Here is a 14325-nt window from a genome sequence, read left to right on the forward strand (position 1 = left end):
GATCGGGCCCGTCGGCGGTTGGGTGCGCAGCCGTCAGGAGGCGAAGAACGCCCGCGGGTCGGCGACCAGTACGCCGTGCTCGTTCAGCCGCTCGATGAGGCCGGACGGCGACGAGTCGTACACGATCGCCAGCGCCCGCAGGTCGTCGGCGCGGATGGACAACACCCGACCGTTGTAGTCACCGCGCTGCTGCTGGATCGCCCGGGCGTACCGGGCGACGTAGGCGAGGTCCTCGCCGACCTCGTCGTACAGCCGCTCCAGATCCAGGACGATCTTGCTGGTGGGCTCGTGACGTACCCCACTGCCGTCCGGCAGCAGTTCCGACACGGGTACCCGGTAGAAGTCGGCCAGTTCGGCGAGACGGGAGACGGTGACTGCCCGGTCCCCACGCTCGTAGGAACCGACGACGACAGCCTTCCAACGCCCGTTCGACTTCTCCTCCACCCCCTGCAGGGACAGCCCCTGCTGCTGACGGATGGAGCGCAGGCGGGCGCCCAACGACTTGGCGTACTCAGAGGGCATACGGACTCTCCCAGTGCTTTGCCCGGGGCTTTCCCCAGCGATCGCTACGGAGCGTGACGGTACGGCGGTTCGCAAGCGCGGTCAAGTGGTGAATAGCTACCAGTGAACAAGATCGTGACGACTTGCCCCAAATTTCGTCTTACTGATGCGACACTCAGCGCCCCATATCGGCCCGGCAACGGGACGCTGGTAACGTTCGGCGTGTCCGCTGACCAGCCGGGTGCTGGCCGGCGGTACCCATGACGTCCTTTAACGACCCGTCCCGTGAGGCGGGGAAGGGGGTCCGCTGTGGCTTACCCGTCGGCCACCCAATCATCGGCGACGATGCCACCGTCTGTTAAGAGCATCCTGACCAGCGCCGACATTCAACGCGTCGTCGACCGGATCGCCCATCAGGTGCTGGAAAAGACCAACGGGGCGCAACGCACCGTACTACTCGGAATCCCCACCCGGGGCGTGCCGCTCGCCCGCCGTCTCGCCGACCGGATCCGCACCTTCGAAGGGGTCGCCGTCCCGGTCGGTGTGCTCGATATCACCCTCTACCGGGACGATCTCCGGCTGAAGGCCACCCGCGCGGTCGGGCCCACAGAGCTGCCCGCCGGTGGCATCGACGGCCAGCGGGTCATCCTGGTCGACGACGTCCTCTACTCGGGCCGGACCGTACGGGCGGCGTTGGACGCGATCAGTGACCTCGGCCGGCCCAGCTCGGTGCAGTTGGCGGTGCTGGTGGACCGGGGTCACCGGGAGCTGCCGATCCGCGCCGACTACGTCGGCAAGAACATCCCCACCGCGCTCACCGAGAACGTCAAGGTGCTGCTCGCCGAGGCCGACGGCTCCGACGAGGTACGTCTGTTCAGCTCCCCCGGCGCCGCCCACCCGGCGGACGGCCCGCAGCGGGAGAGGGGCCAGCGATGATCAGGCACCTGCTGTCCGGCGCCGATCTGGACGCGACGGACGCCACCCGGATCCTGGACACTGCGGTCGAACTCGCCTCGCTGGCCGGCCGCGAGGTGAAGAAGCTGCCCACCCTTCGTGGGCGCACCGTGGTGAACCTGTTCTACGAAGACTCGACCCGGACCCGGATCTCATTCGAGGCGGCCGCCAAGCGGCTCTCCGCCGACGTGATCAACTTCTCGGCCAAGGGATCCAGTGTCTCCAAGGGCGAGAGCCTCAAGGACACCGCGCTCACCCTGCAGGCGATGGGGGCCGACGCGGTGGTGATCCGGCACCCCGCCTCCGGTGCCCCGCACCGGCTGGCCAACTGGGTGGACGGGTCAGTGGTCAACGCTGGCGACGGCACCCACGAACATCCCACCCAGGCGCTGCTCGACGCGTACACCATGCGGGCCCGGCTGGGTCGGCTCGCCGGCCTGCACGTGGTGATCGTCGGCGACGTGCTGCACAGCCGGGTGGCCCGGTCCAACGTCCTGCTGCTGGCCACCCTCGGTGCCAAGGTGACCCTGGTCGGGCCGCCGCCGCTGATCCCGGTCGACATCGCCACCGCGCTCGCTCCCGGGGTCGGGGTCGGCTACGACCTCGACACCGTGCTGCCCACCGCCGACGTGGTGATGATGCTGCGGGTGCAGCATGAGCGAATGGCCGACTCCTACTTCCCGTCCGCGCGCGAGTACGCCCGCCGGTACGGCCTGGACGGGGCCCGGCTGCGCCGGCTGCCCGGGCACGCCATCGTGATGCACCCCGGACCGATGAACCGGGGCATGGAGATCTCCGCCGAGGTCGCCGACTCGCCCCGCTCCACGATCGTGGAACAGGTCGCCAACGGGGTAAGCGTCCGGATGGCCGTGCTCTACCTGTTGCTCGGCGGCCGTGGCTGATGCGGCGCATCGGTCACCCACATGCGCACCGGCACCATCGCCCCCAGGCGCACGACGAAAGGACCTCGCTGTGAGCGCGTACCTGATCAAGGGCGTCCGGGTCCTCGGCCGGGACCCCGTCGACCTGCTGCTGCGCGACGGCGTAGTCGCCGACGCCGGCTCCGGACTGACCGCGCCGGGTGCGCAGGTGCTCGACGCCGACGGCCTGATCGCCCTGCCCGGTCTGGTCGATCTGCACACCCACCTGCGTGAACCCGGCAGGGAGGACGCCGAGACGGTGGAGACCGGGTCGCGGGCCGCCGCGCTCGGCGGCTACACCGCCGTCTGCGCGATGGCGAACACCTCCCCGGTGGCCGACACCGCTGGCGTCGTCGAACAGGTCTGGCGGCTCGGCCGCCAGGCCGGGCTGGTCGACGTGCAGCCGATCGGCGCGGTCACCGTGGGCCTGGCCGGCGAACGCCTCGCCGAGCTCGGCGCGATGGCCGACTCCGCCGCCGCCGTGCGGATCTTCTCCGACGACGGGCACTGCGTCGCCGACCCCCGGCTGATGCGCCGCGCCCTGGAGTACGTCAAGGCGTTCGACGGCGTCGTCGCCCAGCACGCCGAGGAGCCCCGGCTGACCGAGGGCGCCCAGATGCACGAGGGTGAGGTCTCCACCCGGCTCGGCCTGACCGGCTGGCCGGCCGTCGCCGAGGAGGCGATCATCGCCCGCGACGCACTGCTCGCCGAACACGTCGGCAGCCGACTGCACGTCTGCCACCTGTCGACCGCCGGCAGTGTGGAGATCGTTCGGCAGGCCAAGGCCCGTGGGGTCCGGATCACCGCCGAGGTCACCCCGCACCACCTACTGCTCACCCACGAGGCGCCGGTCAGCTACGACCCGGTCTTCAAGGTCAACCCGCCGCTGCGGACCGGCGAGGACGTCGCCGCGTTGCGCGCCGCGCTCGCCGAGGGCGTCATCGACATCGTCGCCACCGACCACGCTCCGCACGCGGTGGAGGACAAGGAGTGCGAATGGGCGTACGCCCGGCCCGGGATGCTCGGGTTGGAGACCGCCCTGTCCGTGGTGCTGCTCACGACCGCATTGCACGACGACGCCGGTGTACCAGACTGGGAGCTGATCGCCGAGCGGATGTCCCGGGCCCCGGCCCGGATCGCCGGGCTGACCGGGCACGGGCACGACCCCGCGCCGGGCGTTCCGGCGAACCTCACCCTGATCGACCCGGTCGCGAGCCGCACCGTCGACCCGGCCGAGTCGGCCAGCCGCAGCCGCAACACCCCGTACGCGCGGATGGTGCTGCCCGGCCAGGTGGTCGCCACCTTCCTGCGCGGCGACGCGACGGTGCTCGACGGAAAGGCCGTGCGATGAACGACACCACCAATACCACCGCGGCACCCCGTCGGCGGGTTCCGGCGCTGCTGGCGCTCGAGGACGGCCGGGTCTTTCCCGGCGAGAGCTACGGCGCGGTCGGGGAGACCTTCGGCGAGGCGGTGTTCACTACCGCGATGACCGGCTACCAGGAGACGTTGACCGATCCGTCCTATCACCGGCAGGTGGTGGTGCAGACCGCGCCGCACATCGGCAACACCGGGGTCAACGTCGACGACGACGAGTCGGACCGGATCCGGGTGGCCGGGTACGTGGTCCGGGATCCGGCCCGCCGCCCGTCGAACTGGCGGTCCACCGGTGACCTGGAGGACCGGCTCGCCGCCGAGGGTGTGGTCGGCATCTGTGGGGTGGACACCCGGGCGCTCACCCGCCACCTGCGGGACCGCGGGGTGATGCGGGTCGGCGTCTCCACGCTGACCGACGACCCGCAGGGGCTGCTGGACCGGGTCCGGCAGGCGCCGCAGATGGTCGGCGCGGACCTGTCCGCCGAGGTGACCACCGCCGAGCCGTACACGGTCACCGCCCAGGGCGAGCACCGTTACACGGTCGCCGCGCTGGACCTGGGTATCAAGCGCAACGTGCCGCGCCGGCTGGCCCAGCGCGGGGTGACCACCCACGTGCTGCCGGCCACCTCGACGCTGGACGAGATCCTGGCCACCGGGCCGGACGCGGTGTTCTTCTCACCCGGGCCGGGTGACCCGGCTACCGCACACCACGCGGTCGAGCTGGCCCGGCAGGTGATGGCCCGGCGTACGCCGTTGTTCGGTATCTGCTTCGGCTCGCAGATCCTCGGCCGGGCCCTCGGCTTCGGCACCTACAAGCTCGGCTACGGCCACCGCGGCATCAACCAGCCGGTGCTCGACCGCACCACCGGCAAGGTCGAGGTGACCAGCCACAACCACGGGTTCGCCGTGGACGCCCCGCTGAACACGGTGATCGACACCGATTTCGGCGGCGTCGAGGTGAGCCACGTGTGCCTCAACGACGACGTGGTCGAGGGGCTACGGGCCCACGAGGTGCCGGCGTTCACCGTCCAGTACCACCCGGAAGCGGCGGCCGGCCCGCACGACGCGGACTACCTGTTCGACCGGTTCGTCGAGCTGATCGAGGGAAAACATGCCTAAGCGGACAGATCTGCAGCATGTCATGGTGATCGGCTCCGGGCCGATCATCATCGGCCAGGCCTGCGAGTTCGACTACTCCGGCACCCAGGCGTGCCGGGTGCTGCGCGCCGAAGGGCTGCGCGTGTCGCTGGTCAACTCCAACCCGGCGACCATCATGACCGACCCCGAGTTCGCCGACGCCACCTACGTCGAGCCGATCACGCCCGAGTTCGTCGAGCTGGTCATCGCCCGGGAGCGTCCCGACGCGCTGCTGCCCACCCTCGGCGGGCAGACCGCGTTGAACACCGCTGTCGCCCTGCACTCCGCCGGCGTGCTGAACAAGTACGGCGTGGAGCTGATCGGGGCCGACGTCGACGCGATCCGCCGCGGCGAGGACCGGCAGCTGTTCAAGGACATCGTCGCCACCGCCGGTGGCGAGACCCCGCGCAGCCGGGTCTGCCACAGCATGGCCGAGGTGCACGACACCGTCGCCGAACTCGGGCTGCCGGTGGTGATCCGACCGTCATTCACCATGGGCGGGCTCGGCTCGGGCATGGCGCACACCCCGGCGGACCTGGAGCGCATCGCCGGCGCCGGGCTGGCCGCCTCCCCGGTGCACGAGGTGCTCATCGAAGAGAGCGTGCTCGGCTGGAAGGAGTACGAGCTGGAACTGATGCGCGACCGCAACGACAACGTGGTCGTGGTCTGCTCCATCGAGAACATCGACCCGATGGGGGTGCACACCGGCGACAGCGTCACCGTCGCCCCGGCGATGACCCTCACCGACCGCGAGTACCAGCAGATGCGCGACATGGGCATCGCGGTGCTGCGCGAGGTCGGCGTCGACACCGGCGGCTGCAACATCCAGTTCGCCGTGCACCCGACCTCCGGCCGACTCGTCGTCATCGAGATGAACCCCCGGGTGTCCCGGTCGTCGGCGCTGGCTTCCAAGGCGACCGGCTTCCCGATCGCCAAGATCGCCGCCAAGCTGGCGATCGGCTACACCCTCGACGAGATCCCCAACGACATCACCAAGCAGACCCCGGCGGCGTTCGAGCCGGTCCTCGACTACGTCGTGGTCAAGATCCCCCGGTTCGCGTTCGAGAAGTTCCCCGGCGCCGACCCGGAGCTGACCACCACGATGAAGTCGGTCGGCGAGGCGATGAGCCTGGGCCGCAACTTCACCGAGGCACTCAACAAGGCGATGCGTTCGATGGAGACCAAGGCCGCCGGGTTCTGGACGGTGCCCGACCCGGCCGGGGCCACCGTCGAGTCCACCCTGGCCGAACTGGCTGTCCCGCACGACGGCCGGCTCTACACAGTCGAACGGGCGCTGCGGCTGGGCGCCACCGTCGCCCAGGTCGCCGAGGCGTCCGGCGGCATCGACCCCTGGTTCCTGGAGGAGATCGCCGGCCTGGTCGAGCTGCGTGGCGAGATCGAGGCCGCGCCGGTGCTCGACGCCGCGCTGCTGCGCCGGGCCAAGCGGGCCGGGCTGTCCGACCGGCAGGTGGCCGCGCTGCGTCCGGAGCTGGCCGGCGAGGACGGGGTACGGGCGTTGCGGCACCGGCTCGGTCTGCGCCCGGTCTACAAGACGGTCGACACCTGCGCCGCCGAGTTCGCCGCCCGTACGCCGTACCACTACTCCAGCTACGACGCGGAGACCGAGGTAGCACCGTCGGACCGGCCGAAGGTGCTGATCCTCGGCTCCGGGCCGAACCGGATCGGCCAGGGCATCGAGTTCGACTACTCCTGCGTGCACGCGGTGATGGCGCTAGCCGAGTACGAGACCGTCATGGTCAACTGCAATCCGGAGACGGTCTCCACCGACTACGACACCGCCGACCGGCTGTACTTCGAACCGCTCACCTTCGAGGACGTGCTGGAGGTCTGGCAGGCCGAGGACGCCGCCGGCCGGGCCGCCGGCGGCCCCGGCGTGGTCGGGGTGATCGTCCAGCTCGGCGGGCAGACCCCGCTCGGGCTGGCGCAGCGCCTCGCCGACGCCGGGGTACCGATCGTCGGCACCCCACCGGAGTCGATCCACCTGGCCGAGGAGCGGGGCGCGTTCGGTCAGGTGCTGGCCCGCGCCGGGCTGCGCGCCCCGGCGCACGGCACCGCCGTGTCGTTCGAGCAGGCCAAGGCGATCGCCGACGAGATCGGCTATCCGGTGCTGGTCCGCCCGTCGTACGTGCTCGGCGGGCGCGGCATGGAGATCGTCTACGACGACGCGACGCTGCGCGACTACATCGGCCGGGCCACCGACATCTCGCCGGAGCACCCGGTGCTGGTCGACCGGTTCCTCGACGACGCCATCGAGATCGACGTGGACGCGCTGTGCGACGCCACCGGCGAGGTCTACCTCGGTGGGGTGATGGAGCACATCGAGGAGGCAGGCATCCACTCCGGCGACTCGTCCTGCGCGTTGCCGCCGATCACCCTGGCCGCCCCGCACCTGGCCACCATCCGGCACTACACCGAGCAGATTGCCCGCGGCGTCGGGGTGCGCGGGCTGCTCAACGTGCAGTACGCACTCAAGGACGACGTGCTGTACGTGCTGGAGGCCAATCCGCGCGCCTCGCGGACCGTGCCGTTCGTCTCCAAGGCCACCGCGGTGCCGCTGGCCAAGGCGGCGGCCCGGATCATGCTCGGGGCCACCGTCGCGCAGCTGCGCGACGAAGGCATGCTGCCGGCCACCGGAGACGGCGGCACGTTGCCCCCGGACGCGCCGATCGCGGTCAAGGAGGCGGTGCTGCCGTTCAAACGGTTCCGCACCCGTGCCGGGCACGGCGTCGACTCGCTGCTCGGCCCGGAGATGAAGTCGACCGGCGAGGTGATGGGGATCGACCCGGCGTACGGCAACGCCTTCGCCAAGTCGCAGGCTGCCGCGTACGGCTCCCTGCCGACCAGCGGAAAGGTCTTCGTCTCGGTCGCCAACCGGGACAAACGCGCGATGATCTTTCCAGTGAAGCGGCTGGCCGATCTCGGGTTCGACATCGTCGCCACCGCCGGCACCGCCGAGGTGCTGCGCCGCCACGGCATCGCCTGCGAGTTGACCCGCAAACACTGGGAGGAGTCCGGCGACGGCCAACCGGACGCGGTGACGCTGATCGCCTCCGGCGAGATCGCCCTGGTGATCAACACGCCGCAGGGCTCCGGGGCCAGCGCCCGCTCCGACGGGTACGAGATCCGTAGCGCGGCGGTCACCGCGGACACCCCGTGCGTGACCACCGTGCCCGGGGTCGCCGCCGCCGTGATGGGCATCGAGGCGCTGATCAACGGGGACATGGCGGTCCGGCCGCTGCAGCAGCTGCACGCGGCGCTGCGCCCGGAGACAGCCGGCCGGCAGGCGGCCCGGTGACCCGATCCGGCGGGTACCGGTTGGCCCGGTCGGCGTTGTTCCGGCTCGGCGGCGGTGACGCCGAGACCGCCCATGAGTGGACGCTGCGCCGGCTGGCCGCCCTGTCTCGCAGCCGGGTGGCGCTGGCCGCACTGCGTACCCGGTACGCGGTAGCCGCGCCGCGTACCGTCTTCGGGGTCGACTTTCCCAACCCGGTCGGCCTCGCCGCCGGGATGGACAAGGACGGCCTGGCCCTGCCCGCCTGGCCGGCGCTGGGCTTCGGCTTCGTCGAGGTCGGCACGGTCACCGCGCGTCCCCAGCCGGGCAACCCCCGACCCCGGCTGTTTCGGTTGCCGACCAGCGAGGCGGTGATCAACCGGATGGGGTTCAACAACGCTGGCGCCGAGGCGCTCGCCGACCGGCTCGCAGTGCTCGGCCGGCTGGACGAGCGGGCCGGGTTCGGCCGCTCGCATCCGGCGCACGCCGACCGCCCGGTGCCGTTGGGCATCTCGCTCGGCAAGTCGAAGGTCGTGCCGATCGAGGAGGCGGTCGACGACTACCTGTCGGCGTACAAGGCTCTCAGCGGCTACGGCCAGTACTTCGTAATCAATGTCTCCTCGCCGAACACCCCGGGACTGCGGCAGCTGCAGGACCGCGAACACCTCGACACCCTGCTGGCCGCGCTGGTGGGGGAGCGGCCGATCCTGGTCAAAATCGCGCCGGATCTGGCTGAGTCGGCCATCGCCGAACTGCTGGAGGTCTGTCTGGCCCGGGGTGCGGCCGGGGTGATCGCCACCAACACCACCCTGTCCCGATCCGGCCTGGCCGCCGACGACGCCGGTCAGGCGGGACAGGCCGGCGGGCTGTCCGGCCGTCCGTTGACCGGCCGGGCCCGCGAGGTGGTCTCCTTCGTCCACCGGGAGACCGACGGCGCGTTGCCGGTCATCGGGGTCGGCGGCATTCTCGACCCGGACGACGCGACCCGGATGTTCGACGCCGGTGCCAGCCTGGTTCAGCTCTACACCGGCTTCATCTACCGGGGCCCGGGGCTGGTCCGGTCGATCGCCCGGCGGGCCCGGGGCCGATGAGCGTACCGCGTCCGGCGGGCCCGGGGCCGACGAGCGCACAACTGCCGGTGCCCGGCGACAGCCACCGCGCCGATCGGTTGCGGGAGCTGGACCGTCGGCACGTCTGGCATCCGTACACCGCGCTGCCCCCGGCCATGGCGCCCCTGCTGGTCGACAGCGCCGCCGGGGTCCGGCTGCGGCTGGCCGACGGGCGGGAACTGGTCGACGGGATGTCGTCGTGGTGGGCCGCCGTGCACGGCTACCGGCACCCGGTGCTGGACGCGGCCGTCACCGACCAACTGGGTCGGATGGCGCACGTGATGTTCGGCGGGCTCACCCACGAGCCGGCGGTCCGCCTCGCACAGACCCTGGTGGAGATCACCCCGCCCGGCCTGGAGCACGTCTTCCTCTGTGACTCGGGCTCGGTGAGCGTCGAGGTCGCGATCAAGATGGGCCTGCAGTACCAGCTCGGCCAGGGCCGGCCCGGCCGGCGCAAACTGGCCACCTGGCGCGGCGGTTACCACGGGGACACCTTCCACCCGATGAGCGTCTGCGATCCCGAGGGCGGGATGCACCACCTGTGGCGCGGAGTGCTGCCGGCGCAGGTGTTCGTGTCCGCCCCGCCGGGCGACTTCGCGGCGGCGCCGGACGAGCGGTACCTGGCCGAGCTGGTCGACGCGGTGGCCCGCCACGCGGACGAGATCGCCGCGGTAATCGTCGAGCCGGTGGTGCAGGGCACCGGCGGCATGCGGTTCCATCATCCGGCGTACCTGCGCGCCCTGCGCGAGGCGACCGCCGCACATGACGTCCTGCTGATCTTCGACGAGATCGCCACCGGGTTCGGCCGTACCGGCGCGTTCTTCGCCGCCGAGCACGCCGGGGTGACACCGGACGTGCTCTGCCTGGGCAAGGCGTTGACCGGTGGCTACCTCACACTGGCGGCCGCGCTGTGCACCCCGGAGGTGGCCGCCGGGATCTCCGCCGGCGGAGTCCTCGCCCACGGACCGACCTTCATGGGCAATCCGTTGGCCTGCGCGGTCGCCAACGCCTCTATCGGACTGCTGCGCGCCGCCGCGCCGGCGGCCGGGGCCGAGCCGGTTGCGGCCACCGGTCCGGCGCCGGCTGGGGTCGTCGCGGCCTGGCAGGTCGCCGTACGGCGGATCGAGGCCGGGCTGCGCGACGGCCTGGCTCCGGTCGCGACGCTGCCCGGCGTGCGCGACGTCCGGGTGCTCGGCGCGATCGGGGTGGTCCAACTGGACCGGCCGGTCGACCTGGCGGCGGCGACCGCGGCGGCGGTGGACGCCGGGGTGTGGCTGCGGCCGTTCCGGGACCTGATCTACACCATGCCGCCCTATCCGGCGGACGACGATGACATCGCGCGGATCGCCCGCGCGATGGCGGCTGCGGCCGTCGCGGTACCGCGCTGAGGTCCACCCGGTGGTACCGCCGAGGAAGGGAGAGCCGATGGAGACCTTTGGTCAGCGACTGCACCGGGCCGTCAGCGTCCGGGGCCCGCTGTGCGTGGGTGTCGACCCGCATCCGCAGCTGTTGACCCGGTGGGGGCTGCCGGACGACGTCGACGGGCTGGCCCGGTTCGCCGCGACGGCGGTCGACGCGCTCGGCGACGTGGCCGCAGTGGTGAAGCCTCAATCGGCCTTCTTCGAACGGTTCGGGGCTGCGGGCATCGGTGTCCTAGAGTCAACTATCCGACAGTTTCGCGAGGCTGGAGCCCTCGTCCTGCTCGACGTGAAGCGCGGCGACATCGGTTCGACGGTCGACGCGTACGCCGCCGCCTACCTCGATCCGGCGAGCCCGTTGGCGGTCGACGCGGTCACGGCCAACCCGTATCTGGGCGTCGGGGCGCTCGCTCCGATGTTCGATCTCGCCGGCCGGCACGGCGGCGGCGTCTTCGTGGTCGCGCTGACCTCGAATCCCGAGGGGCGGGCCGTGCAGCACGCCCGGCTGTCCGATGGACGCACCGTCGCTCAGACGGTGATCGATGAGATTTCGCAGCTCAACGTGGGTGCGGAGCCGATTGGTAGTTTCGGTCTGGTGGTCGGTGCGACCGTTGGTGACACCGGCCATGAACTGTCGCATGTCAATGGCCCAATGCTTGCTCCTGGCCTGGGTGCGCAAGGTGGACGGCCCGAGGACCTGCGGACAGTATTCGGGCAAGCGCTTTCCGCAGTCCTTCCGTCGTACTCCCGCGAGGTGCTGAACGCCGGCCCGGACCCGTCGGCGCTGCGGGCCGCAGCCGAACAGACGCTTGTTAAGTGTCGGGAGGCTCTCGGGGTGCTGATCTGAGTGAGCGACCGATCACCCCCGCGTGATCGTGGTGCGGCCACGTTGCCGAAAACGTCGCTGACCGCTAGTTTTCCCCGCGCTGGGAACCACATGCCCCTTTGGTTCCCGGCCACACCACGTTTCACAGAGCGGCGGTGCGATCCGCCCGTCGCGATAGGGACCTGAGGAGAACTGGTGCCGCTCCCGTCACTGACCCCCGAACAGCGCGCAGCCGCGCTGGAGAAGGCCGCGGAGATCCGTAAGGCCCGTGCTGAGTTGAAGGAGCAACTCAAGCAGGGCAAGACCACCCTCGCCGCCGTGCTCGACCGGGCGGAGTCCGACGACGTTGTCGGCAAGCTGAAGGTTTCCGCCGTGCTGCAGGCGATGCCGGGCATCGGCAAGATCCGGGCGACCCAGATCATGGAGAAGCTCAAGATCGCCGACAGTCGTCGCCTCCGTGGCCTCGGCGACCAGCAGCGCAAGGCCCTGCTCGGGGAGTTCGCCGCGAACTGATTCGCGGCAGGGTGTAGAAACAAGCAGTGACCATGTATGACGACGCGCGCCCGGCAGCTCGGCTCACGGTCCTCTCCGGCCCCTCCGGGGTCGGCAAGGACAGCGTGATCGAGCTGATCCGGGCGCGCTCGCCCTGGATCTGGCTGTCCGTCTCGGTGACCACCCGCCCGATGCGGGACTACGAGGTCGACGGCGTCCACTACTACTTCGTCGACCGACCCGAGTTCGAGCGGATGGCTGCCACCGGGCAGCTGCTGGAGTGGGCCGAGTTCGCCGGCAACCTCTACGGCACTCCGCGCTCGGCGGTCGAGCAACGACTACACGCCGGCGAGCCGGTGCTGCTGAAGATCGACCTGCAGGGTGCCCGGCAGGTGCGGGCGGCGATGCCCGAGGCCCAGCTGGTCTTCCTCGCGCCACCCAGCGTCGAGGAGCTGAAACGGCGCCTCGTCGGTAGGGGGACCGACGACGAGGAGACGATCCGTCGCCGGCTGGAGCACGCCGACGAGGAGCTGGCCGCCGAGCAGGAGTTCGACGTCACGGTGGTCAACGACGATGTGACGCGAGCCGCGATCGAGCTGGTAGGATTGCTCGGTTCGTCATTATTGACCGACGCCCAGTCGCACCGCCCGGTCTGACAGCCCGGTCTGGTCTGGCAGCACCGGTTCACGACGTCGGTTTGACGATGACACCCAGCGACAGAGCCCGACGACACAAAGGTTGCATCCCGTGGGATCCATTGCCAGCCCGGAAGGCATCACCAACCCGCCCATCGACGAGCTGCTGGAGAAGACCTCGTCGAAGTACGCCCTGGTGATCTTCGCCGCCAAGCGTGCCCGCCAGGTCAACGCGTACTACAGCCAGCTCGGTGAGGGCCTGCTGGAGTACGTCGGACCGCTGGTGGAGACCACGCCGCAGGAGAAGCCGCTCTCCATCGCCATGCGAGAGATCAACTCCAACCTGCTCACCGCCGAGCCCACCGACCAGCCCTGAGCGCCGGTACGCCGGCCCGCGTCCCGCCCCGGGTCGTTCTCGGCGTCGGTGGCGGGATCGCCGCGTACAAGGCGTGCGAGCTGCTCCGGCTGCTGACCGAGTCGGGCCACCAGGTCAAGGTGGTGCCGACTGCGGCGGCGTTGCGTTTCGTCGGTGCGCCGACCTGGTCGGCGCTGTCCGGGCAGCCGGTCGCCGATGACGTCTTCAGCGACGTCCACGACGTGCCGCACGTGCGGCTCGGCCAGCAGGCCGACCTGGTGCTCGTGGCCCCGGCCACAGCGGACCTGATCGCCCGGGCCGCGCACGGGCTCGCCGACGACCTGCTCACCAACACCCTGCTGACCGCCCGGTGTCCGGTGCTGTTCGCCCCGGCGATGCACACCGAGATGTGGGAGCATCCGGCCACCACCGACAACGTGGCGCTGCTGCGCCGCCGCGGGGTGCTGGTCCTCGATCCGGCGACCGGCCGGCTGACCGGGTCCGACACCGGCAAGGGCCGGCTGCCCGACCCCGGGGAGATCTTCGCCGTCGCCCGCCGGGTCCTGGCCCGCCCGCCCGGTGCTGTCGCCGACCTCACCGGCCGTCGGGTGGTGGTCACCGCCGGCGGCACCCGTGAACCGCTCGACCCGGTGCGGTTCCTCGGCAACCGGTCGTCCGGCAAACAGGGGTACGCCTTCGCCCGTACCGCCGTCGCCCGTGGCGCGCAGGTGACGGTGATCGCCGCGAACGTGTCGCTGCCGGATCCGGCCGGTGCCCGGCTGATCCGGGTGGGCAGCACCGAGGAGCTGCGGGTCGCCACGCTCGCCGCAGCAGCCGAAGCCGACGTGGTCGTGATGGCCGCGGCGCCGGCCGACTTCCGGCCGGCGAGCTACGTACCCACGAAGATCAAGAAGGACGACGGCGGGCGACCACCGGTGATCGAACTGGTCACCAACCCGGACATCGCCGCCGAACTCGGCGCGGCAAAGCGGCCCGGACAGCTCCTCGTCGCGTTCGCCGCGGAGACAGGGGACCTGCTGACCAACGCCCGGGCGAAACTGGCGCGCAAGAACGCGGACCTGATCGTCGCCAACCAGGTGGGTGTCGACCAGGTGTTCGGCGCGGATGCCAACTCGGCCACAGTGCTCGACGCCGACGGTCCGGTCGCGGTGCTCGACGAACGCGGCAAGGAGCAGCTCGCCGACGACATATGGGATCTGGTAGTGGCCCGACTGTCGCAGTGAGCTGCGCTACGGCGGTCGGCGCACCGCCGGATTCCTTGGTCGGCACGGCGCCAGACCCCAACGTG

At 71.1% G+C, this 14325-nt stretch carries 13 protein-coding genes; 12 read left to right on the forward strand and 1 reads right to left on the reverse strand.

The window, feature by feature from the left end:
• Positions 1–33 precede the first annotated feature (33 nt).
• Positions 34–522, reverse strand: a complete 489-nt coding sequence (locus O7621_RS18635) for a transcriptional regulator (RefSeq protein WP_123601171.1) — start codon at positions 520–522, stop codon at positions 34–36.
• A 288-nt stretch (positions 523–810) separates the two neighbouring features.
• Between O7621_RS18635 and pyrR the strand changes: the two genes are divergently transcribed.
• The 12 genes from pyrR (at position 811) to coaBC (ending at position 14260) form a co-directional block, all read left to right on the forward strand.
• Complete coding sequence (gene pyrR / locus O7621_RS18640) at positions 811–1437, forward strand: bifunctional pyr operon transcriptional regulator/uracil phosphoribosyltransferase PyrR (RefSeq protein WP_282230437.1); 627 nt, start codon at positions 811–813, stop codon at positions 1435–1437.
• On the forward strand, positions 1434–2357 hold the full coding sequence (locus O7621_RS18645) for an aspartate carbamoyltransferase catalytic subunit (protein WP_282230438.1): 924 nt from the start codon (positions 1434–1436) through the stop codon (positions 2355–2357). Before pyrR ends, O7621_RS18645 begins: the two co-directional genes overlap by 4 nt.
• Positions 2358–2427: 70 nt before the next feature.
• On the forward strand, positions 2428–3726 hold the full coding sequence (locus O7621_RS18650; protein WP_282230439.1) for a dihydroorotase: 1299 nt from the start codon (positions 2428–2430) through the stop codon (positions 3724–3726).
• Positions 3723–4871 carry a glutamine-hydrolyzing carbamoyl-phosphate synthase small subunit gene (gene carA, locus O7621_RS18655; RefSeq protein WP_282230440.1) on the forward strand — a complete coding sequence of 383 codons (1149 nt, stop codon included), beginning with the start codon at positions 3723–3725 and terminating at the stop codon, positions 4869–4871. The genes O7621_RS18650 and carA overlap by 4 nt, the downstream gene beginning before the upstream one ends.
• The gene (gene carB, locus O7621_RS18660; RefSeq protein WP_282230441.1) at positions 4864–8205 is read left to right on the forward strand and encodes a carbamoyl-phosphate synthase large subunit; all 3342 of its coding nucleotides are present in this window, start codon (positions 4864–4866) and stop codon (positions 8203–8205) included. Before carA ends, carB begins: the two co-directional genes overlap by 8 nt.
• Complete coding sequence (locus O7621_RS18665; protein WP_282230442.1) at positions 8202–9272, forward strand: quinone-dependent dihydroorotate dehydrogenase; 1071 nt, start codon at positions 8202–8204, stop codon at positions 9270–9272. The genes carB and O7621_RS18665 overlap by 4 nt, the downstream gene beginning before the upstream one ends.
• Positions 9269–10678, forward strand: coding sequence for an adenosylmethionine--8-amino-7-oxononanoate transaminase (locus O7621_RS18670; RefSeq protein WP_282230443.1), 1410 nt, complete (start codon positions 9269–9271; stop codon positions 10676–10678). Before O7621_RS18665 ends, O7621_RS18670 begins: the two co-directional genes overlap by 4 nt.
• Before the next feature lie 37 nt (positions 10679–10715).
• Positions 10716–11555: an orotidine-5'-phosphate decarboxylase gene (gene pyrF / locus O7621_RS18675; protein ID WP_282230444.1), complete on the forward strand. Its 840-nt coding sequence runs from the start codon at positions 10716–10718 to the stop codon at positions 11553–11555.
• Between the two features lie 174 nt (positions 11556–11729).
• Entirely contained in the window at positions 11730–12047 is a 318-nt protein-coding gene (gene mihF, locus O7621_RS18680; protein WP_123601181.1) for an integration host factor, actinobacterial type, read from the forward strand.
• A 32-nt stretch (positions 12048–12079) separates the two neighbouring features.
• Positions 12080–12682 carry a guanylate kinase gene (gene gmk, locus O7621_RS18685; protein ID WP_282230445.1) on the forward strand — a complete coding sequence of 201 codons (603 nt, stop codon included), beginning with the start codon at positions 12080–12082 and terminating at the stop codon, positions 12680–12682.
• A gap of 91 nt (positions 12683–12773) precedes the next feature.
• Positions 12774–13037 (forward strand): DNA-directed RNA polymerase subunit omega, encoded by a 264-nt coding sequence (rpoZ, locus tag O7621_RS18690; RefSeq protein WP_123601182.1) that lies wholly within the window; start codon positions 12774–12776, stop codon positions 13035–13037.
• Positions 13034–14260, forward strand: a complete 1227-nt coding sequence (coaBC, locus tag O7621_RS18695) for a bifunctional phosphopantothenoylcysteine decarboxylase/phosphopantothenate--cysteine ligase CoaBC (protein WP_282234647.1) — start codon at positions 13034–13036, stop codon at positions 14258–14260. Before rpoZ ends, coaBC begins: the two co-directional genes overlap by 4 nt.
• Positions 14261–14325 lie beyond the last annotated feature (65 nt).

Source organism: Solwaraspora sp. WMMD937 (assembly GCF_029581175.1).
In the GTDB taxonomy this organism is placed as follows: Bacteria; Actinomycetota; Actinomycetes; order Mycobacteriales; family Micromonosporaceae; genus Micromonospora_E.